The sequence below is a fragment of the Ruegeria sp. HKCCA6837 genome (assembly GCF_013034475.1).
Taxonomy (GTDB): domain Bacteria; phylum Pseudomonadota; class Alphaproteobacteria; order Rhodobacterales; family Rhodobacteraceae; genus Ruegeria.
Genome location: NZ_WQGD01000001.1, coordinates 678,067 through 696,537 on the forward strand (window position 1 = coordinate 678,067; position 18,471 = coordinate 696,537).

General features: G+C 58.2%; 21 protein-coding genes. 8 read left to right on the top strand and 13 right to left on the bottom strand.

The features are described 5' to 3' along the window. Positions 1 to 59: 59 nt before the first annotated feature. On the top strand, positions 60 to 902 hold the full coding sequence (gene rsmA, locus GOV91_RS03325) for a 16S rRNA (adenine(1518)-N(6)/adenine(1519)-N(6))-dimethyltransferase RsmA (protein WP_171179853.1): 843 nt from the start codon (positions 60 to 62) through the stop codon (positions 900 to 902). A 52-nt stretch (positions 903 to 954) separates the two neighbouring features. Here the strand turns inward: rsmA and GOV91_RS03330 are convergent, their stop codons facing one another. The 3 genes from GOV91_RS03330 to prfA all read right to left on the bottom strand — a co-directional run bounded on the left by GOV91_RS03330 (position 955) and on the right by prfA (position 3,672). Beyond that, positions 955 to 1,533, bottom strand: coding sequence for a DUF4167 domain-containing protein (locus GOV91_RS03330; protein WP_171179851.1), 579 nt, complete (start codon positions 1,531 to 1,533; stop codon positions 955 to 957). 241 nt (positions 1,534 to 1,774) lie between these two features. Then, a complete protein-coding gene (gene prmC / locus GOV91_RS03335) occupies positions 1,775 to 2,620 on the bottom strand; it encodes a peptide chain release factor N(5)-glutamine methyltransferase (RefSeq protein WP_171234420.1) in 846 nt (281 codons plus the stop codon). Next, a complete protein-coding gene (gene prfA / locus GOV91_RS03340; protein WP_171180070.1) occupies positions 2,617 to 3,672 on the bottom strand; it encodes a peptide chain release factor 1 in 1,056 nt (351 codons plus the stop codon). The genes prmC and prfA overlap by 4 nt, the downstream gene beginning before the upstream one ends. A gap of 62 nt (positions 3,673 to 3,734) precedes the next feature. Here prfA and GOV91_RS03345 point away from each other — a divergent pair, with 62 nt between their 5' ends. Continuing rightward, positions 3,735 to 4,016, top strand: a complete 282-nt coding sequence (locus GOV91_RS03345) for a hypothetical protein (RefSeq protein ID WP_171179847.1) — start codon at positions 3,735 to 3,737, stop codon at positions 4,014 to 4,016. Between the two features lie 15 nt (positions 4,017 to 4,031). Here the strand turns inward: GOV91_RS03345 and GOV91_RS03350 are convergent, their stop codons facing one another. From GOV91_RS03350 to GOV91_RS03365, 4 genes are all read right to left on the bottom strand, one after another. After that, positions 4,032 to 4,433, bottom strand: a complete 402-nt coding sequence (locus GOV91_RS03350; protein WP_171234421.1) for a DUF1499 domain-containing protein — start codon at positions 4,431 to 4,433, stop codon at positions 4,032 to 4,034. A 66-nt stretch (positions 4,434 to 4,499) separates the two neighbouring features. Continuing rightward, the gene (speB, locus tag GOV91_RS03355; RefSeq protein WP_171179843.1) at positions 4,500 to 5,447 is read right to left on the bottom strand and encodes an agmatinase; all 948 of its coding nucleotides are present in this window, start codon (positions 5,445 to 5,447) and stop codon (positions 4,500 to 4,502) included. Positions 5,448 to 5,534: 87 nt separating this feature from the next. Beyond that, entirely contained in the window at positions 5,535 to 6,509 is a 975-nt protein-coding gene (speB, locus tag GOV91_RS03360) for an agmatinase (protein WP_171234422.1), read from the bottom strand. A gap of 12 nt (positions 6,510 to 6,521) precedes the next feature. Further along, on the bottom strand, positions 6,522 to 7,685 hold the full coding sequence (locus tag GOV91_RS03365) for a M20 aminoacylase family protein (protein ID WP_171234423.1): 1,164 nt from the start codon (positions 7,683 to 7,685) through the stop codon (positions 6,522 to 6,524). Positions 7,686 to 7,751: 66 nt separating this feature from the next. Between GOV91_RS03365 and mazG the strand changes: the two genes are divergently transcribed. From mazG to GOV91_RS03380, 3 genes are all read left to right on the top strand, one after another. Beyond that, positions 7,752 to 8,609: a nucleoside triphosphate pyrophosphohydrolase gene (mazG, locus tag GOV91_RS03370; RefSeq protein WP_171234579.1), complete on the top strand. Its 858-nt coding sequence runs from the start codon at positions 7,752 to 7,754 to the stop codon at positions 8,607 to 8,609. A gap of 61 nt (positions 8,610 to 8,670) precedes the next feature. Continuing rightward, the gene (locus GOV91_RS03375; protein WP_171234424.1) at positions 8,671 to 9,612 is read left to right on the top strand and encodes a nucleoside hydrolase; all 942 of its coding nucleotides are present in this window, start codon (positions 8,671 to 8,673) and stop codon (positions 9,610 to 9,612) included. Continuing rightward, positions 9,609 to 10,058, top strand: a complete 450-nt coding sequence (locus tag GOV91_RS03380) for a GNAT family N-acetyltransferase (RefSeq protein WP_171179832.1) — start codon at positions 9,609 to 9,611, stop codon at positions 10,056 to 10,058. Before GOV91_RS03375 ends, GOV91_RS03380 begins: the two co-directional genes overlap by 4 nt. Before the next feature lie 302 nt (positions 10,059 to 10,360). Here GOV91_RS03380 and GOV91_RS03385 read toward each other — a convergent pair whose 3' ends face one another. From GOV91_RS03385 to GOV91_RS03405, 5 genes are all read right to left on the bottom strand, one after another. Beyond that, the gene (locus GOV91_RS03385; RefSeq protein WP_171234425.1) at positions 10,361 to 10,900 is read right to left on the bottom strand and encodes a GNAT family N-acetyltransferase; all 540 of its coding nucleotides are present in this window, start codon (positions 10,898 to 10,900) and stop codon (positions 10,361 to 10,363) included. A gap of 48 nt (positions 10,901 to 10,948) precedes the next feature. Next, positions 10,949 to 12,226: a phosphopyruvate hydratase gene (gene eno, locus GOV91_RS03390; protein WP_171234426.1), complete on the bottom strand. Its 1,278-nt coding sequence runs from the start codon at positions 12,224 to 12,226 to the stop codon at positions 10,949 to 10,951. Positions 12,227 to 12,362: 136 nt separating this feature from the next. Further along, complete coding sequence (locus GOV91_RS03395; RefSeq protein ID WP_171234427.1) at positions 12,363 to 13,241, bottom strand: DMT family transporter; 879 nt, start codon at positions 13,239 to 13,241, stop codon at positions 12,363 to 12,365. A gap of 131 nt (positions 13,242 to 13,372) precedes the next feature. After that, positions 13,373 to 13,786 carry a Fur family transcriptional regulator gene (locus GOV91_RS03400; RefSeq protein WP_050602224.1) on the bottom strand — a complete coding sequence of 138 codons (414 nt, stop codon included), beginning with the start codon at positions 13,784 to 13,786 and terminating at the stop codon, positions 13,373 to 13,375. Positions 13,787 to 13,869: 83 nt separating this feature from the next. Further along, positions 13,870 to 14,574 carry an endonuclease/exonuclease/phosphatase family protein gene (locus GOV91_RS03405; RefSeq protein ID WP_171179822.1) on the bottom strand — a complete coding sequence of 235 codons (705 nt, stop codon included), beginning with the start codon at positions 14,572 to 14,574 and terminating at the stop codon, positions 13,870 to 13,872. A gap of 220 nt (positions 14,575 to 14,794) precedes the next feature. On the opposite strand from GOV91_RS03405, the gene GOV91_RS03410 reads away from it, so the two are divergent. Next, positions 14,795 to 15,682: a DMT family transporter gene (locus tag GOV91_RS03410; protein ID WP_171234428.1), complete on the top strand. Its 888-nt coding sequence runs from the start codon at positions 14,795 to 14,797 to the stop codon at positions 15,680 to 15,682. A 13-nt stretch (positions 15,683 to 15,695) separates the two neighbouring features. On the opposite strand, the gene GOV91_RS03415 is transcribed toward GOV91_RS03410, so the two are convergent. Then, the gene (locus GOV91_RS03415; protein WP_171234429.1) at positions 15,696 to 17,114 is read right to left on the bottom strand and encodes a YdiU family protein; all 1,419 of its coding nucleotides are present in this window, start codon (positions 17,112 to 17,114) and stop codon (positions 15,696 to 15,698) included. Between the two features lie 86 nt (positions 17,115 to 17,200). Between GOV91_RS03415 and GOV91_RS03420 the strand changes: the two genes are divergently transcribed. Together GOV91_RS03420 and GOV91_RS03425 are read left to right on the top strand one after the other, a co-directional pair. After that, a complete protein-coding gene (locus GOV91_RS03420; protein ID WP_171234430.1) occupies positions 17,201 to 17,620 on the top strand; it encodes a cupin domain-containing protein in 420 nt (139 codons plus the stop codon). Positions 17,621 to 17,717: 97 nt separating this feature from the next. Then, positions 17,718 to 18,449, top strand: a complete 732-nt coding sequence (locus tag GOV91_RS03425; protein WP_171234431.1) for an extensin family protein — start codon at positions 17,718 to 17,720, stop codon at positions 18,447 to 18,449. The last annotated feature ends 22 nt before the right edge of the window (positions 18,450 to 18,471 follow it).

The window sequence follows — 18,471 nt, forward strand, 5'->3', positions numbered from 1 at the left end:
CGCCGGAGGCAAAAAATCTCTGGCGTACTCCCTCCACCTTGCGTCACGGTAATTGGATCATGAGCGCTATCGACAATCTTCCCCCGCTGCGCGAGGTCATCGCAACCCATCAGCTTTCAGCACGCAAATCGCTGGGTCAGAACTTCCTACTGGACCTCAACCTGACCGCCAAGATCGCCCGCCAGGCCGGGGACCTGACAGAATGTGATGTGCTGGAAATCGGACCTGGCCCCGGCGGCCTGACACGCGGGCTGTTGTCTGAAGGCGCGCGCAAGGTCGTGGCAGTGGAAAAAGACACGCGCTGTATTGCTGCCCTGAACGACATCGCCGCCGCTTATCCCGGACGGCTTCAGGTCATCAACGGCGATGCGCTGGAAATCAATCCGCTGGAACACCTTACACCGCCGATCCGTGTTGCCGCCAACCTGCCCTATAACGTGGGCACCGAATTGCTGGTCCGTTGGCTAACACCACCTGAGTGGCCACCTTTTTGGCAGAGCCTGACGCTGATGTTCCAACGCGAAGTGGCTGAACGCATCGTCGCCCAACCCGGCAGCAAAGCATACGGACGTCTTGCCATCCTCGCTCAATGGCGGGCCGAGGCGCGCATCGCCATGTCGCTGCCCCCGGGCGCTTTCACCCCACCGCCCAAGGTGTCCAGCGCCGTGGTTCACCTGACCGCCCTGCCCAAGCCCCGCTATCCCGCCGATGCTGCCACCTTGTCCCGCGTTGTGGCTGCGGCCTTCAATCAACGCCGCAAGATGTTGCGAGCTTCATTGAAGGGCGTGGCCCCCGATATCGAAGACCGTTTGCTGGCGGCAGGAATTCAGCCCACGGAACGCGCCGAACAGGTCCCGCTAGAAGCATTCTGCGCGCTGGCCCGCGAAGTTCAAAAGACCTGAAAACAAAAAAGCCCCGGCTCTACCGGGGCTTTTGTTCAAACCGCTTTTTTGCTTATTCAGCCGCTTCCGGTGCGTCCCCATCGGTTTTGGGGGCATCTTCCGCCGCTGGCGCCGGTTTGGGCTTACGTGTGCGCGGTTTGCGCGCAGGTTTTTCCTTTTTCTCCTGTGCCGGAGGTTCGGCGCCTTTGCTTTCCGGTGTCTCGACCAGACCGCTTTCCGGCGTTGCCTCGGGCGCCGCAAAATCCATCACATCCGGCTGCGGCGCTTCGGCCGGGTCGGCCTGACGGGCGGCTTCGCGTTCCTGCCGTTCGGCGCGTTCGCGATCACGCTCTGCCTGGCGTTCGCGGTTTTGGCGCTCTTGCTCTTCCCGGCGGGCTTCCATTTCGCGCTGCGCTTCACTCAGCATCCGAAGATAATGCTCGGCGTGCTGCTGAAAGTTCTCGGCGGCCACGCGGTCATTGGACAGTTGCGCGTCACGAGCCAATTGGTTGTATTTGTCAATGATCTGCTGCGGCGTGCCACGCACCTTGCCCTCGGGGCCCGAGCTATCAAAAACACGGTTTACGACGTTGCCGCCGGAGGGACGATTGCGGTTATTCTTGGCCCGCGAGCGGGATTTGGAAGATCTCATCTTACTTTACGTCAGCCTTGTCAATTCGCTGTCGAACCACCCGTTTCTTGCACTGCTCTGAGGCGTTTGCCGTGACGGGATCTCGACTTTTTTGGGCTTGGCGTCAGGGGTGAGCTGCAACAGCATCAACCTCGCCGACTAATCCTGAGTAAACATGTCCTGAGCGCGCAGACAAGAGGAATCTCGGGTTTTCACCAGCTTTTTTAGTCTGGGCAGCGCTTTTTGGTCGCAATCTCGCCGATCAACCCGGCATTTTTGCGCCAACCACACGGTCGCGCCCATCCAGATCAGGGATCACCCGGACATCAACAAGCCCCGCCGCATCAAACAAAGCGCCAACTTTTTTTGCCTGCGTTGGGCCAATTTCCACAAGAATCCGCCCACCCGGCAACAGGAAATCCGGGGCCGACGCAGCGATCCGCCGATAAGCGCCCAGCCCGTCACCTTCGTCGGTCAAAGCCATGCGTGGTTCGTGCTCTTTCACCTCCGGCGACAGATCAGCCATTTCCTCGACCGAGACATAGGGGGGATTGGAAACAATAAGGTCAAATTGACCATCAATGTTCTCAAGCCAGTTTGAACGTACAACATCAACCCGCCCCTCTACATGATGCTCAACGGCGTTGGCGCTGGCCTGGAGACAGGCCGCCTCGCTCAGATCGACCCCAACACCTGAGGCACTGGTGCGCTCGGCCAACAACGTGATCAGAATGCACCCCGACCCCACACCGAGGTCCAGAACATGATCAAACGGCGCGCTCAGGGCTGCTTCTATCAAAGTTTCAGTTTCGGGGCGTGGGTCCAGCACATCTCGGCTGACCCGAAATTTGCGCCCATAAAACTCGCGCTCGCCCAACAAATGTGAAACCGGCACCCGAATGGCGCGAAGCGAGATCAATTGGTCATAACGCTCGGCAATCTCGGGCTGCAACTCTTCCGGTGCAATCAGTGTCACCCGGCTGGCTTCAATACGCGCCGCGTGGGCCAGCAGCAGGCGCGCATCCCGGGCAGGATCATCCACGCCAGCCGCCCGCAAACGGGCCGTTGCCGCCACCATGGCCTGTGCCGCTGTTTGCAGGCCGGTCATTGCGCCATCTCGGCCAACAGCCGCGCCTGATCATCAGCCGTCAACGCGTCGATAACCTCATCCAGATCGCCCTGCATCACCTGATCAAGCTTATAGAGCGTTAGGTTGATCCGGTGATCCGTCATGCGACCTTGTGGGAAGTTATAGGTGCGAATACGTTCCGAGCGGTCGCCCGAGCCCACCTGACTGGCCCGATCTGCCGAGCGTTCACTGTCGATCCGTTGCCGCTCCAGATCATAGAGCCGCGTCTTCAGCACCTGCATGGCAATCTCGCGGTTTCGATGCTGAGACTTCTCGGAACTCGTTACAACCAACCCTGTCGGAAGGTGCGTGATCCGCACCGCCGAGTCGGTGGTGTTCACGTGCTGCCCGCCCGCGCCCGAGCTGCGCATCGTATCGATTCTTATGTCATTTGCGTCGATCTGAATGTCAACATCCTCGGCCTCCGGCAGAACCGCGACGGTTGCAGCCGAGGTATGAATGCGCCCACCGCTTTCCGTCTCGGGCACGCGCTGCACGCGGTGCACACCGGATTCGTACTTCATCCGGGCAAACACATTGTCGCCCTTGATATGGGCCACGACCTCTTTAATGCCGCCCAAATCCGAAGCCTGTTCCTCGATGATCTCAAACCGCCAGCCCCGCGCCTCGGCATAGCGCTGGTACATGCGCAGTAAGTCACCTGCGAACAAAGCGGCCTCATCCCCACCGGTCCCAGGACGAATTTCCAGCATCGCCGGGCGCGCATCGGCTTCGTCTTTTGGCAGCAGCGCCAGCTGCAGGGCTTGTTCCGCCGCCGGAATACTGGCCTGCAACTGAGGAATTTCCTCTTCGGCCAGTTCTTTCATATCCGGGTCGGCCAGCATCGCCTCGGCCTCGGCCAAATCCGCGACCAGCTGACGCCAGGCCATGATCTGATCAACCACCGGCTTGAGGTCGGAGTATTCCTTGGCCAGCGTCGCAATATCGCCCCCCGACGCGCCATCGGCCATGGCTGCTTCGAGGTATTGAAAACGCTGGGTGATCTGTTCAAGACGTTCTTCAGGGATCATCCGGGCGGTGTCTCTCATCCCGGGGCTTTGGTCAAGGGCAACGTCATGCTAAGCTCGCTGTCATGAAACGGATTTTGCTTGCTTTACTGCTGACATCCACGCCGGTTTTCGCCGATTACGTCGGCCCGGACGGTAAAACCCGCGATTGCTATTGCACCGATACATCGGGGTCTCGCATCGAGTTGGGCGAGATGATCTGCCTGCAGGTCGATGGTCGCATGTTTACCGCGCAATGTCAGATGTCGCTGAACGTTCCAATGTGGCGAGAGGTTCAGGAAGGGTGCCTGTCATCAAGGTTGCAAAGTACACCCCTTGGAAACGCAGCACCGGACGGGGCGTCTTAAACCACAGGCGCAAAGTCACATCTGTTTCAACCACCCATCAACCCGCGCCTTGTTCACGCCAAAGTCTTTGCGCCCAAACCGCAAGCGGCCATGAACGCGCAGAGAGTTGCCGTCCTGCTGAACCGTGGTGTAGTCGGGAAAGCCGATCCATTTCGTGCGGGTGATATAGGTGATCATGCCTGCATCGACGGAACCTGCCAACACCGATGTGCGGGGCGTGGCGCGGATGATCTGGTCCAGCCGCTGCAACCCGTCTGGACCGGTTTCGACAACGCGCACCACACCGCCGGGCAGGTCCTGATCCACGGGTGCGACCGGCGCAATGTTCCAGTGCGCGGGGTCGGATGGGGCCAGTCGGATATAGGCGCCCAGCCCGATCACAAGCGCGAATACTCCCCAAAGAACCATCTTTTTCATCCCGCATTATCCTTTTGGAGAAACCCTATGCGGATCAAGCGCCGGGACAAGCCATTCCGCCCCGCTTTACCGTGACGTCACCCCCGGTAGGATGCACAGCATCTCGTATATCAGGTTCGCCGCTGTAAGCGCCGTGTTGCCCGACGGATCATAAGGCGGAGAGACCTCGACCAGATCACATCCCACCACGTTCACCCCCTGCAGCGCATGGATCAGTTGCAGTGCTTGTGGTGTTGTCAGCCCCGCAATCTCGGGTGTGCCGGTGCCCGGAGCAAAAGCAGGATCCAAGCTGTCGATGTCATAGGTGATATAAACCGGTTGCTCGCCGATGGTCTTGCGAATCTGCGAGCCGATTTGGGTCAGGTTCTGCTGCCAGAGCTCCCAGGCGGGAAACTGGCGAAAACCCCAATCCTTGGCCTCGGTAAAGTCTGAGGCCGCGTAGCCAGATCCACGAATGCCGATCTGAAAGGTCTTGTCGGGAACGATCAGCCCCTCTTCATACGCGCGGCGAAAAACGGTGCCGTGGGTTTCCTTTTCGCCAAACATCTCTTCATTCACGTCCGCATGGGCATCCACATGCACCAGCGCCACCGGCCCGTGCTTTGCCGCAATCGCCCGCAGGATCGGCAATGTGATCGAATGATCTCCCCCCATCGCGACCGGGATCACATTTTTTGCCAGTATCGCATCATAGCTTTCTTTGATGATCCTCAGGCTGTCCGACAATGAGAAGGTATTGATCGCCAGATCGCCAATATCGGCAATCTGCAGACTTTCGAACGGGGCCGCAGACGTGGCCATGTTATAGGGCCGGATCATCGCGCTTTCGCTGCGGATCTGTTTCGGGCCAAATCGTGTGCCCGACCGCCACGAGGTGCCGATATCCATCGGAATCCCCAGTACCGCTACGTCCAGCCCTGCCAGTGAAGCGGCCTGCGGAAGGCGCATAAACGTGTTCGGCCCCGAAAATCGCGCCAAGTCATTGCCACTGACCGGTTGGTTGAATTCTGTCATGCGCGTGCCGCCCCATCCTTTTTTTCACGTCTTCCAGCACATACCGGAAGTATGGCTAACCAGAAGTTAACGCGTATCCCAACGGGTTTACTCTTTCGCATTTGCCAACTTGCCCCAGCCCAGCAGACAGATGATCTGCGTCGCCACATGCGCCCCGGCAATCGCTGTTGCACCCGACGTGTCGAAAGGCGGAGAGACCTCGACCACGTCTCCGCCCTTGATGTTAATCCCGGCAATGTCACGCAGGATGATCTGTGCCTGAATGGAACTTAACCCGCCCCAGACCGGCGTGCCGGTGCCCGGCGCAAAGGCAGGGTCCAGCCCGTCGATGTCAAAGCTCAGATAGACTGGGCTGTTACCCAGTATTCCTTTGATCTTCTGCGCGACCGCGGCTGGGCCGGATTCATAGACCTCGCGCGCGTCGATGATGTTGACGCCCAATGTGTCCTCATTGGTGGTGCGAATGCCCACCTGAACGGACCGCTTTGGGTCTACGATCCCAGACTTTACTGCCTTGTAGAACATTGTTCCGTGATCAACGCGGGACATATCATCATCGGCCCAGGTGTCTGTATGCGCATCGAATTGCAGCAACGACATCGGCCCGTATTTCTCGGCATAGGCTTTCAGGATCGGGAAACTGATATAGTGGTCCCCGCCCAGCGTGACAGACGCTACATCGGCCGCCAGAATGGTGCGGATATGATCGGTCAGTGTGTCGGGAAAGGCCGGAATATTGGCATAGTCATAAGCCATGTCTCCGTAGTCCACGATGGCGAGTTCGCTGAGCGCATCAAAAGGCCAGCCATAGGGCGCATCGGGCGATTGCAGAGCGCTGGCCTCGCGGATCGCACGTGGGCCAAGGCGCGTTCCGGGGCGGTTGGTGACAGCCTGATCGAAGGGTACACCGGTCACGGCGATGTCCACCCCGTCCAGATCTTTGGTATAAAGCCGCCGCAGGAACGAGGTCGCTCCGCCAAAAGTGTTCTCATAAGACAACCCTTTGAGATCGGGATTAGTGAACGCTTCGTCCACCTGGTTTTTTGCGTCTTCCAGTGCCATTTGTTTACCCCATCAACCCAACGGCTGCGCCTTTTCCACGATGCGTGCGAAAAAGGACGCGCCGATAGGCGCTATATCGTCGTTAAAGTTGTACTTGGGATGGTGCAGCCCTGCACCATCGCCTTGCCCCAAGAACAGATACGCACCCGGTCGTTCCTTAAGCATGTACGAAAAATCCTCGGCTCCCATATCGCGCCCCATAGTGTCGACCACGCGTTCAGGCCCAGAGACTTCGCGCGCAACATCGGCAGCAAAAGCGGTTTTTTCGACATCATTGATCGTCGCGGGATACCCAACCTGAAAATCCAACCGCGCCTCAACCCCGTAAGACGCGGCCTGCCCCTGAACGATCTGCTCCATCCGCTCCATGACCATCTTCTGCACGGACGGGTCAAAGGTGCGCACCGTGCCGTTCAGATAAGCAGTGTCCGGAATTACGTTGTTAACTGTTCCCGTGTGTATCTGTGTGACCGAGACCACCAGATCTTCCACTGCATAGTGGTTGCGGCTGACAATGGTCTGGATCGCCTGCGCAATACCGCAGGCCGCCATAACGGGGTCTTTGGTTAGATGCGGCAACGCCCCATGCCCTCCGACACCCTGTATATGAATCTCGAACGAATCCACCGCCGCCATAATCGGGCCCGCCGTGGTATAGAAAGCGCCTTCCGGGTTTCCCGGGTCGTTGTGTATTCCGTAAACCTGCGAGATGTCGAACCGGTCCATGATGCCTTCTTCGACCATGACGCCGGCACCGCCGCCCTCTTCCTCGGCAGGCTGAAAGATCAGCGCCACGCGACCGCTGAAGTTCCGTGTCTCGGCCAGATAGCGCGCCGCGCCCAACAGCATCGTGGTGTGGCCGTCATGACCGCAGGCGTGCATCTTACCTGGGTTCTTCGAAGCATATTCGACACCTGTTTCTTCTGGAATCGGCAGGGCATCCATATCCGCGCGCAGGCCGATGGTCGGCCCCTCGCCCTGCCCGTTGATGATCGCAACCATTCCGGTCTTGGCGATGCCTTCATGCAGTTCATCCACCCCGAACTCGCGCAGACGCTCGGCCACAAAGGCGGCTGTCTCATAGCACTCGAACTCCAGTTCAGGGATCGTGTGCAAGTGCTGACGCCACGCAGCCATATCGGCTGAGAAATCGGCAATTCGGTTGACGACGGGCATCTGGGGTGGACTCCTGATCGGGACTGCGGGATGGATGCATCTGACACCGGAACGAAAGGGTTCGCAATGGCCGAAAATCCTCTAATCCACAACAGCGACGCTGGTATCGAACGGTTACTGGAAATCATGCGCCGCCTGCGCGACCCGCAAAGCGGTTGCCCATGGGACATCGAACAGGATTTCGCGACCATCGCACCCTATACGATTGAAGAAGCGTATGAAGTCGCCGACGCCATTGAGCGCGAGGCTTATGATGAGCTGAAAGGAGAACTGGGCGATCTACTGTTCCAATCTGTCTTTCACGCGCAAATGGCTGAGGAGGCCGGGCATTTCACCTTTCAAGACGTGGTCCGCACCATGTCGGACAAGATGGTCAGCCGTCATCCCCACGTATTTGGCGACGAATCCCGCGATAAGTCAGCCGATCAGCAGACCAAGGATTGGGAAGCGATCAAGGCCGCCGAGCGTGCAGGCAAGGAACAAAAGGGCGCGTTGGACGGTGTCGCGGCGAACCTGCCCGCCCTGCTGCGCGCGCACAAACTGCAAAAACGCGCTGCACGCGTAGGCTTTGACTGGCCCGATGCCAGCCATGTGTTGGCAAAGATCACCGAAGAAGCGGCTGAACTGGAAGAAGCGCGGGACAAGATGGACGCCGATGCGCTGGAGGACGAATTCGGCGATCTTCTGTTTGTGATGGTCAATCTGGGTCGCCATCTGGGTATCGAACCCGAAGCCGCCCTGCGCCGTACCAATGCCAAGTTCACCCGCCGCTTTGAACAGGTCGAGGCCCGTCTGGCCGAGCGGGGCAAAACCCCCGCGCAAAGCGATCTTGCCGAGATGGATGCGCTTTGGGACGAAGTCAAAACCGAGGAGCATCGCGCCAATGGCAAACTCCCGCCGGTGGACGCGCCGACCGGGGCCTGAAACTGCTGGACAAGTGCGGTGACACTTGCGAGTGTCCGCGTTTCAAGACCCCGGAGGCATAATGGCACCGCGCAAAATCATCATCGATACCGACCCCGGACAAGACGACGCCGTCGCCATCCTGCTGGCCTTGGCCAGTCCGGATGAGATCGAGGTTCTGGGTATTACTGCCGTCGCCGGGAATGTGCCCTTGTCGCTGACTGCCAAGAACGCACGGATTGTCTGCGAACTAGCGGGGCAGACGGGTGTTCCAGTCTATGCGGGTTGTGATCGCCCCCTGATCCGCCCTTTGGTCACGGCAGAACATGTGCACGGCAAAACCGGGCTAGACGGGCCCGTTCTGCCGGACCCTGAAATGCCGCTGGCAGACGGACATGCGGTTGATTTCATCATCGAGACACTGCGCAAACATGACTCAGGCACCGTGACACTCTGCCCGTTGGGGCCGCTGACCAACATCGCCATGGCCTTCCGCAAGGCCCCCGACATCGTCGATCGGGTGCAGGAAATCGTGCTGATGGGGGGCGCTTATTTCGAAGTAGGCAACATCACACCCACAGCCGAATTCAACATCCACGTCGATCCAGAAGCTGCTGATATCGTTTTCCGATCCGGCAGGCCCATCGTGGTCATGCCCCTGGATGTCACGCATAAGGCGCTGGTCACCAAACCCCGCAATGATGCGTTCCGAGCATTGGGAAACAAGGTCGGCATTGCAGTGGCTGAAATGACCGACTTTTTTGAGCGCTTCGACAAGGAAAAATACGGCAGCGCAGGTGCACCGTTGCATGACCCCTGCGTGACCGCTTATCTGATCCGGCCTGAGCTATTCTCGGGCCGCCACGTGAATGTCGAGGTTGAGACCCGGTCGGAACTGACCATGGGCATGACCGTCGCCGATTGGTGGGGCGTAACCGACCGCGCACCAAACGCCCTGTTCATCGGTGATCTCGATGCGGATGGCTTCTTTGACCTACTGACAGAAAGGCTGGGCCGACTATGAGCGCGGCTCTGCGCCTTGCGCGCCCCGAAGATCTGGACCGCCTGATGGCGCTGGTCACTGCGTTTCACGCCGAAGCGCGAATAGAACAGGACGCCGACAAAACCCGAAATGCCCTTGCCCCCTTACTGGAAGGCATCCCTCATGGCTGTGTCTATCTGATCGGACCGGGGCGTGCACCTTTGGGTTATATCATCTTGACCTTCGGCTGGTCGGTCGAATTTGGTGGCATGGACGGTTTCGTGGACGAAATCTATATCCGTCCCGCCGTCAGAGGCCGCGGTATCGCGACCGAGGTTTTGCTAGATCTGCCCAAAGCTCTGGCTGGAGCAGGATTGACGGCATTGCACTTGGAAGTCGACCGCACCAGCGAGGCCGCTCAGAAACTGTACCTGCGCACCGGATTCAAACCGCGTGACAGATACATGCTGATGAGCAAAGCGCTTTAGCGCGACTCGCCTCTGAAGATATTGGCTGGATTCATGTCCTGAACCGGATCGTTCGCTGAAACTGGTTCTCCGGTTATCGGATATGTCCCCGGCTCGGAACAAGCGGACAGAACTGTAATGGACGCTGCGGTGATTATCAGAAGGAATTTTGATACAGACATCGTACTCCCCTTTCTGCAATGAAACGAGATTACTGCATTCAGAATGAACTTGGTTAGTAACAAGTTCACACATAACTTTACTAAAGCAGGGTTCTCGTAAACAGATCAGGGCAATCTTGGTTGCTAAAACACTGATTAAATTCAACTATCGTTATTTTTAGTTTTTTTGATTTTCGTAAGCGACATCTCGAAAAAAATCAGGTGGTCCCGTGCGATTTCTGGAATCTCAGAGTATGCGTCGTGCAGGGTAAACCCCAACGACAGGTATAATTGAGTCGCTGCCTCCAGCGGTTTTCCGGTATCCATTCGGATATAGTCAAAGCCAAGATCCCTGCAGGTTTCAATCAGCGACAGCATGATGGCACGGCCCGCGCCAGAGCCCCTTGCCGCATCCGTCACATACACCCGCTTTATCTCGGCCACGCCCGGCGCGATTGTATGAAACATGCCGCAACCAATAGGCTCACCTTCCAACACAGCCAACTTGATCCCACCATTTGGCGGTGCGTGATCCACCTCGATGTTGTCCATCAAACGGGCGTATTTTTCCTTTGGATAAAAGGTCTGAACGATCTGAACGGATTTTTCATCCAAGGTCAGCAGGAAATCCCGATAGTCCCAACACAAACGCCGAACCGCGTTCAGCTGGTCCGGCGTTTCTGGTTCAATGATCTTTAGCAAGACGTGGCCCCCGGATTGTGTCCGGGGGTCAGCCTAGCATCAGATGTGTTATTTGCGAAGGATCGACGCGCCCGCGTATTCCGCGACCTCGCCCAGCGATTCCTCGATACGGATCAGTTGGTTGTACTTAGCCAACCGGTCCGACCGCGCCAACGAGCCAGTTTTGATCTGACCGCAATTGGTTGCCACGGCCAGATCGGCGATGGTTGCATCCTCGGTCTCGCCCGAACGGTGGGACATGACGTTGGTGTAACGCGCGCGGTGGGCCATTTCGACAGCGCGCAGAGTCTCGGTCAGCGAACCGATCTGGTTCACCTTGACCAGCATCGAGTTGGCGCAGCCGCGTTCGATCCCTTCGGCCAGACGTGCGGGGTTGGTCACGAACAGGTCGTCGCCCACCAACTGTACTTTGTCACCGATGGCGTCGGTAAGGGCTTTCCAGCCGTCCCAGTCATCTTCGGACATGCCGTCCTCGATCGAGATGATGGGATAGTCGTTGACCAACGCCGCCAGATAGGCGGCGTTTTCTTCCGAGGTCAGAGTCGTGCCCTCACCCGCCAGAACGTATTTGCCGTCTTTGAAGTATTCAGTCGCGGCGCAATCCAGCGCCAGATGGATTTCCTCACCCGGCTTATAACCCGCCTTTTCGATGGATTTCAGAATGAAATCCAGCGCTTCGCGGGTGCTTGCGATGTTCGGAGCAAAGCCACCCTCATCACCGACACCGGTGGCCAGACCAGCTGCAGAGAGCTCTTTCTTCAGTGTATGAAACACTTCGGACCCCATGCGCACCGCCTCGCGGATATTCGCGGCCGAGGTCGGCATGATCATGAATTCCTGAATGTCGATCGGGTTATCCGCGTGCTCGCCCCCGTTGATGATGTTCATCATTGGAACCGGCAGAACACGGGCCGAGGTGCCGCCCACATAGCGATACAGCGGCTGGGTTGTGAAATCGGCCGCGGCCTTGGCTGTGGCCAACGAAACACCCAGAATGGCATTTGCACCGAGACGGCCTTTGTTTTCGGTCCCGTCCAACTCGATCATCGCCTGATCGATGGCCACCTGTTCGGTTGCGTCGAAACCTACCAGTTCTTCGGCGATCTCACCGTTCACGGCGGCAACGGCTTCCAGAACACCCTTGCCCATGTACCGTGATTTGTCGCCGTCGCGCTTTTCCACTGCCTCATAGGCACCGGTTGATGCCCCGGACGGCACGGCAGCACGGCCCATGGTGCCGTCTTCCAGAATCACGTCAACCTCAACTGTCGGGTTGCCCCGGCTGTCCAGAATTTCGCGTGCGTGGATGTCGATAATGGTGCTCATGAGGCCCGTTCCTATGGCTGCAGTCGGTTGCACGCGTCATAGCAGCACCGGCCCAAATGTAAACCGGTTCCGTTATCGCTAACAGGCATATTTTCGGACCTTTAGGGCTAACAGCCTGTTGTTTGCGCCAACACAATTAGACCGGAACCAGTTCGTTTGCCAAACGCCGCTCGCGAACAAAGGTATAAAGTCCGGACCCAATGATAAGTGTCGCGCCCGCAAGCGTCAGCGCATCTGGCCGCTCCCCAAAAACCAGCATTCCTGCAACGATCGAGAACACCAGACGCGTGTAGCGGAACGGCATCAATGCCGACGCTTCGCCGACACGCATCGCGGTGACAATGCCGTAATACCCAATCACACCGGACCCTACGGCCCCGAGATACGTTAGCGATTGCCCGTCCTCAAGCGGCACAAAAGATGCACCGGAAATCGCCATCAACAGCCCGCCAGCCAGCGCAACTGCAATGAACGCTTGCATCGCTACAACGGTCGAGGCGACTCGCGCATCCAGCTTACGCGTGATGAGATCGCGCGCAGCAATGGCCAGGAAGGACAAAATCACAAAAAGAGACTCGGGCTGGAACCCTTGGAAACCGGGACGAATGATCATCAGAACGCCGATAAAACCCACGCCAATCGCGCTCCAACGCCGCCAGCCGACGTGTTCCCCCAAAAACATGGCTGCCCCCATGGTGACAGCCAGCGGCAGGACCTGAAAAACGGCGGCGACCGTTGAAAGGTCGATCAAAGACAGCGCCGTAACAAAGGTTACTGCCCCGATCCCTTCGGTTGCCGCGCGCGCCAACGGCAATAGCTTCCAGGCCATCGGGTCAAAGACGCGTTTGCGCGAGGCCACTGACAGAGCTGCAAACACGAGCGTACAGACCACGCCGAGGAACACCATAATCTGCCCTGTCGGCACCGAGACCGACAGAACCTTGATGAACATGTCCTCAAGTGCAAAGGCCGCCATCGACCCAATGAGCAGCAGAATGCCGTTAACGTTGTTCATATGCGCGTCCACAGGAAAAAGCACTTTGGGTGCCTATGCGCACAACAACCTCAACCAATGGCCTCTGGCAAGACATTTCCCGTCACGCGTGATGAATTAACGTGAGGGGATCAATCGCGTTTCGTGATGATTTAATCCTGTTCCAGCGGCACGCCATACAGCTCCAGCCGATGGCCTTTCAGTTTGTACCCCAGCTTTGCCGCGATTTTTTCCTGAAGGGCTTCGATCTCAGGGTCGACGAATTCAATCACCTCACCCGATTGCATATCGATCAAGTGATCATGATGGTCACGCTCGGCATCCTCGTACCGTGCGCGGCCATCGCCGAATTCCAGACGCTCCAGAATCCCCGCTTCTTCAAACAGTTTCACCGTCCGATATACGGTCGCAATCGAAATACCTTTATCGACGGCAGAAGCACGTGAATAGAGCTCTTCGACATCCGGATGGTCGTCGCTTTGTTCCAGCACCTGCGCGATGATCCTTCTTTGACCGGTCATGCGCAGGCCCTTGGCCTCACAACGCCCAATAATCGTTTCCGACATGATGCCCCTCAGACTTGCTCGGGTATCTGTCTTAGTATGTCTGTGCAGTTTGCGCCACAGGGATTTCTGCTTTTCCGCTGTTCTTACGCAGCACGTGTCAGATCGGCCCAGACAGGCAGATGATCCGATGCGATATGTGCCGGGCGCGCGTCGTGAACTCCGTGCGCGGTGGCTTTCACCCCTGCGCCCAGCGCGATCCGGTCCAACGCGCCAAGCGGTTGCGCTGCGGGAAAGCTGGGTCGGGGCGGTAGAAAGCGCATCTCGGGGGCCAGATGGTCCAGAACCGGCTGCCGCGACCACTCGTTGAAATCCCCGGCCCAGACGGTTGGCATCTTGGCCAGATCATCATCAAAGCGCCGGATGTGCGAAATCTGCTGCCGCCGCGATGCGGGCAGCAACCCAAGATGCATCCCCATCACCCGCAACGGCCCGATTTGAGTATCGAACTCGACTCGGACCGCGCCGCGTGGCTCTAACCCCGGCAAGTCATGATGCCCTTTTTGACGGACGGAAATACCATCCCCGCGCCATATGACTGCATTACCGTGCCACCCAAGGCTGCCGGCCCCGCCAAGATCGACGATCTGCCAACCCGCCTCGTCCAGCATGAAATGCGGCAGGGCTGCCGGGCGCGGCGGCAGGCGTTTGTCTGCCTCTTGCAGCACAACGATGTCGGCCCGCATGTGTTCGATGACCTGCAGGATACGCTGCGGTTGACGCCGGAAATCCAGCCCGAGGCATTTTTGAATGTTATAGCTGGCGATACGTAGGGTTGAAGATTGTTTCATAAGGGCTTGACCAATGGGCTTGCGCTCAATGTGCCACCTCTGGCGCAGCGCGCAACCCCCCTGTTCCGTTACAGAACGAATGCCTCGGAAAGAAACAACGCCAATCGCACGATTAATTGGCAAACGACCCGCAAGCGATCACCAAAGGATTGTTCCTTTTGATCCTCTGCTCTATCCGGTTGCAGTGGAACGGCCAAACCGCCGCAACTTGAGGGGCTGAATGGAACTGCATCAGACACAGCCGGTCAACAGCACCCGCGCCAGCCTGGTTCTGGTCATGGGCGGCGCGCTATGGGGGCTCTACTGGATCCCGGTTCGGTTCTTTCTGGATCAGGGTCTGACCGGCCCCTGGCCCGGGATTGTCATGTATTGCGCGGCCCTGATCGCTCTATTCCCATTTGTTTGGAGCGACCGACACACACTTGTTCGCGAATGGCGAAACCTGATGCTCAGCGGGATGTTCACGGGTGCCGCGTTCAGCCTGTATTCCATCAGTCTTGTATACACTGACGTTATCCGGTCGATCCTGCTGTTCTACCTCACGCCCATTTGGGGCACGCTTCTGGGCGTCATGTTTTTGGGTGAACGCCTCAACCTTATGCGTCTTGCCGGTCTCTTCTGCGGGTTGGGCGGCCTTTTTGTTGTTCTGGGCGGCGCGGGTTTCGTGCCCTGGCCGCAAAACATAGGCGATTGGCTGGCGTTAGCCTCAGGCATATGCTGGGCCCTGGGCACGCTGGGCCTTTACCGAGCCAGCCGTATCTCAATTTCAGGGCAGGTCTTTGCCTTTGTATTCGGCGCGCTGATTCTGTCCTTGTTCAGCCTTCCATTGCTGGGCGAGCAGAACATCCCTTCCGTGGCACCTCATGAGACAATCCGCGTGCTTCTGTTCGCCCTGCTGTCGGCCTTCTACATCCTGCCCATGGTCTACATGACGATTTGGCCAGCAACAAAGCTTTCCCCATCGCGGGTCGGCCTGCTGCTGATGAGCGAAGTGGTCGTCGGCATAGCCTCGGCTGCCGTACTGTCCGGAGAACCCTTTGGTCTGCGCGAGTTTCTAGGCGCTGCGCTGATCGTCAGCGCCGCAGTATTGGAGATTGTTCGAAAGTAAGGCCCGAGATGGGTCACGTCCCACAGAAGGTTGCGTGCACCACCTCGTTCTTGGCCGGGGGCCGTCTCAAATCTGCGGCATCATCCTGATCATCGTAAGGCCGAGCGAGGACGGCATTCAGCCGATGGAACGTCGCGTAATCCCCTTGCACCGCAGCTTGGATCATTTGTTCGACACGGTGGTTGCGCGGAATGAACGCCGGGTTAGAAGCGGCCATCACGTCCATCGGTTGCGCTTCGCGCTCTAATCGCGCGCGCCAGCCCTGGGCCCAACTGTCATAGCTGGCCGGGTCAACAAATTGATCCCGCGCGGAATCGCTGCCCAAAGCCCGGAAAGTGTTGGTGAAGTCCGCCTGCCCTTCAGCCATCCGCTTCAGAAGATCCGTCACAAGCTTTACATCACCTTCTTCGTCAGTCGTCAGACCAATCTTAGCCCGGAACAGGGTCAACCAATTCTGCTGCATAAGCTCTGGCATGGCATGAACGATCTCAGTCGCCTCTTCGACAGCGGCCTCCTTGTCATCCATCTGCTGGATCAAGGACGTCGCAAGCTGCGCCAGATTCCACACGGCAATGTCGGGCTGGTTCGAATAGGCATAGCGCCCCATCCGGTCAATCGAGCTGTAGACCGTGTTGGGGTGATACGTGTCCATGAAAGCGCAAGGGCCATAGTCAATCGTCTCACCCGCGATCGAGCAATTGTCAGTGTTCATAACACCGTGAATGAATCCCACGCTCATCCACTGCGCGATCAACTTGGCCTGTGCGTCCCGCACCGCCCGCAACAGACCCATCGGCCCGTCGGCCTCAGGATAGTGACGCGCGATGGCGTATTCCGTCAGTCGGCGCAAACTGTCCAGTTGTCCCCGTGCGGCGAAAACCTGAAACGTACCCACCCGTAGATGGCTGCTGGCCACGCGCGTCAACACCGCCCCCGGCATCGGGCCCTCGCGAAACACCGTCTCACCTGTTTCTACAGCGGCCAGAGCACGTGTGGTCGGGATGCCCAGCGCGTGCATCGCCTCGGACACCACATATTCACGCAGAACCGGCCCCAGCCACGCCCGACCATCGCCTCGGCGTGAAAAGGGCGTGGGGCCCGAGCCTTTCAACTGAATATCCCGGCGCACACCGTCGGTGCCCACGGTCTCGCCCAGCAACACCGCACGCCCATCCCCCAATTGAGGGTTATACTGTCCGAATTGATGCCCCGAATACAGCTGCGCAATGGGTTCTGCACCTGCGGGCAGACGATTGCCGGCAAAAGCCTGGGCCATGTCCTGCACATCTCCTGGGGTGATCTGCAGCAACTTTGCCAAATCATCGTTGAACGCAATCATCTGCGGCGCACGGACGGGAACCGGTGCCTGCCGCGCAAAAAACGCATCCGGCAGGCGGGCATAGGTGTTATCAAATGGGATCGTCAGGGTCATATCGCATTACATATTGTTCAGGCGCACGAATACCATAGCGGATCGTATCGTCCCGTGCATAATCGCGCCGAACCAAGAGGGCACTTATGACCGCACAAGACATTATCGACCACCTGAACCTGCAACGTCATCCCGAAGGCGGGTGGTATGCCGAAACATGGCGTGCCGAAAACGCAGGCCGCCCGACCGGCACTTGCATCTATTTCTTGTTGCAGGCCGGTGAAAGCAGCCACTGGCACCGGGTCGACGCCACTGAAATCTGGCTCTACCACGCAGGCGCACCTCTGGTCCTGTCTCTGAGCGCAACAGATAAAGGGCCTGCGATCGATCATCTGCTGACCCCTGACCTGTTAAAAGGCGCGCCGCAGCTGATCGTTCCTGAAGGCCATTGGCAGACTGCACGCAGCACGGGCGACTACACCTTGGTCAGTTGCACGGTCTCTCCCGGCTTTGATTTCCAAGGTTTTGAGTTGGCCGCGCCAGGCTTTGACATCCCGAGGGAATAGCCCAACCAAAGTAAATCTCTGAAAAGTTGAGTTTACAGACGGCCCTGCTTTGCCCATCCTGTACCCGTAACCGTGTGTAACGGAGTATCGAGTAAACATGAGGCAGGCCTGTCTGACAATTCTGTTTCTCTGCTTAAGTACAGGGCTTACAAGCGCCAGCATCGACTGCGCCAACCCTGACGCCGAACTTGATCTGTCACTGCCCGACACGTCAGCCGACGCCGCCCCCGCGGCATTGACGCCCGAGGACCTTCCCCCTTGCGCAACTATGCAGCTGGAACAGGGGCGCGACAGGATGCGCAATCGCGGCGCGGTATGTGGTGACTGGACAATTTTAGGGGAAACACGCAAGGCCCTAAAAAGCAAAGCACGAGGCTGTGGCATATCCAATCCGGTCAGGGTCTACCGGATATCGGATGTTGCGCTCAGCCAATTCTCACTGATGGATTGCCAGACGGCGGTCACGCTCAAAACATGGATTGAAAACACCGCCAAACCCGCCTTTGCCGATATGGGCGGCGGGCTCAAGGGTATGCGGGTTGTGGGGCACTATGCCTGCAAAACCCAGAACAACCAGCCACGCGCACGCCTGTCGCAACATGCGCGAGGACGCGCCATCGATATCTCGACCTTTGTGTTACAGGACGGCACGCAAATCACTGTGCAGGACGGGTGGAAGGACGAGGCACAAAGCGCGGTTTTACGCAAACTGCACAGCGGTGCTTGTGGTGTGTTCAGCACGGTGCTAGGCCCGGATGCAGATCGTTATCACGCAGGCCATTTCCACTTTGATACCGCCCAACGCAAGGGCCCGCCCGTTTGCCGATAAGCCCCCCACACCATCGCGCCGC

What these genes read in the sequence shown, in the direction of transcription:
- GOV91_RS03350 (WP_171234421.1), bottom strand. Translation starts at nt 4,433, where the DNA reads ATGAAAAAGATGGTTCTTTGGGGAGTATTCGCGCTTGTGATCGGGCTG.
- GOV91_RS03425 (WP_171234431.1), top strand. Translation starts at nt 17,718, where the DNA reads ATGAGGCAGGCCTGTCTGACAATTCTGTTTCTCTGCTTAAGTACAGGG.
- GOV91_RS03410 (WP_171234428.1), top strand. Translation starts at nt 14,795, where the DNA reads ATGGAACTGCATCAGACACAGCCGGTCAACAGCACCCGCGCCAGCCTG.
- speB (WP_171234422.1), bottom strand. Translation starts at nt 6,509, where the DNA reads ATGGCACTGGAAGACGCAAAAAACCAGGTGGACGAAGCGTTCACTAAT.
- GOV91_RS03345 (WP_171179847.1), top strand. Translation starts at nt 3,735, where the DNA reads ATGAAACGGATTTTGCTTGCTTTACTGCTGACATCCACGCCGGTTTTC.
- GOV91_RS03405 (WP_171179822.1), bottom strand. Translation starts at nt 14,574, where the DNA reads ATGAAACAATCTTCAACCCTACGTATCGCCAGCTATAACATTCAAAAA.
- GOV91_RS03365 (WP_171234423.1), bottom strand. Translation starts at nt 7,685, where the DNA reads ATGCCCGTCGTCAACCGAATTGCCGATTTCTCAGCCGATATGGCTGCG.
- mazG (WP_171234579.1), top strand. Translation starts at nt 7,752, where the DNA reads ATGGCCGAAAATCCTCTAATCCACAACAGCGACGCTGGTATCGAACGG.
- GOV91_RS03420 (WP_171234430.1), top strand. Translation starts at nt 17,201, where the DNA reads ATGACCGCACAAGACATTATCGACCACCTGAACCTGCAACGTCATCCC.
- GOV91_RS03400 (WP_050602224.1), bottom strand. Translation starts at nt 13,786, where the DNA reads ATGTCGGAAACGATTATTGGGCGTTGTGAGGCCAAGGGCCTGCGCATG.
- GOV91_RS03375 (WP_171234424.1), top strand. Translation starts at nt 8,671, where the DNA reads ATGGCACCGCGCAAAATCATCATCGATACCGACCCCGGACAAGACGAC.
- GOV91_RS03415 (WP_171234429.1), bottom strand. Translation starts at nt 17,114, where the DNA reads ATGACCCTGACGATCCCATTTGATAACACCTATGCCCGCCTGCCGGAT.
- speB (WP_171179843.1), bottom strand. Translation starts at nt 5,447, where the DNA reads ATGACAGAATTCAACCAACCGGTCAGTGGCAATGACTTGGCGCGATTT.
- prfA (WP_171180070.1), bottom strand. Translation starts at nt 3,672, where the DNA reads ATGATCCCTGAAGAACGTCTTGAACAGATCACCCAGCGTTTTCAATAC.
- eno (WP_171234426.1), bottom strand. Translation starts at nt 12,226, where the DNA reads ATGAGCACCATTATCGACATCCACGCACGCGAAATTCTGGACAGCCGG.
- GOV91_RS03395 (WP_171234427.1), bottom strand. Translation starts at nt 13,241, where the DNA reads ATGAACAACGTTAACGGCATTCTGCTGCTCATTGGGTCGATGGCGGCC.
- GOV91_RS03380 (WP_171179832.1), top strand. Translation starts at nt 9,609, where the DNA reads ATGAGCGCGGCTCTGCGCCTTGCGCGCCCCGAAGATCTGGACCGCCTG.
- GOV91_RS03330 (WP_171179851.1), bottom strand. Translation starts at nt 1,533, where the DNA reads ATGAGATCTTCCAAATCCCGCTCGCGGGCCAAGAATAACCGCAATCGT.
- prmC (WP_171234420.1), bottom strand. Translation starts at nt 2,620, where the DNA reads ATGACCGGCCTGCAAACAGCGGCACAGGCCATGGTGGCGGCAACGGCC.
- rsmA (WP_171179853.1), top strand. Translation starts at nt 60, where the DNA reads ATGAGCGCTATCGACAATCTTCCCCCGCTGCGCGAGGTCATCGCAACC.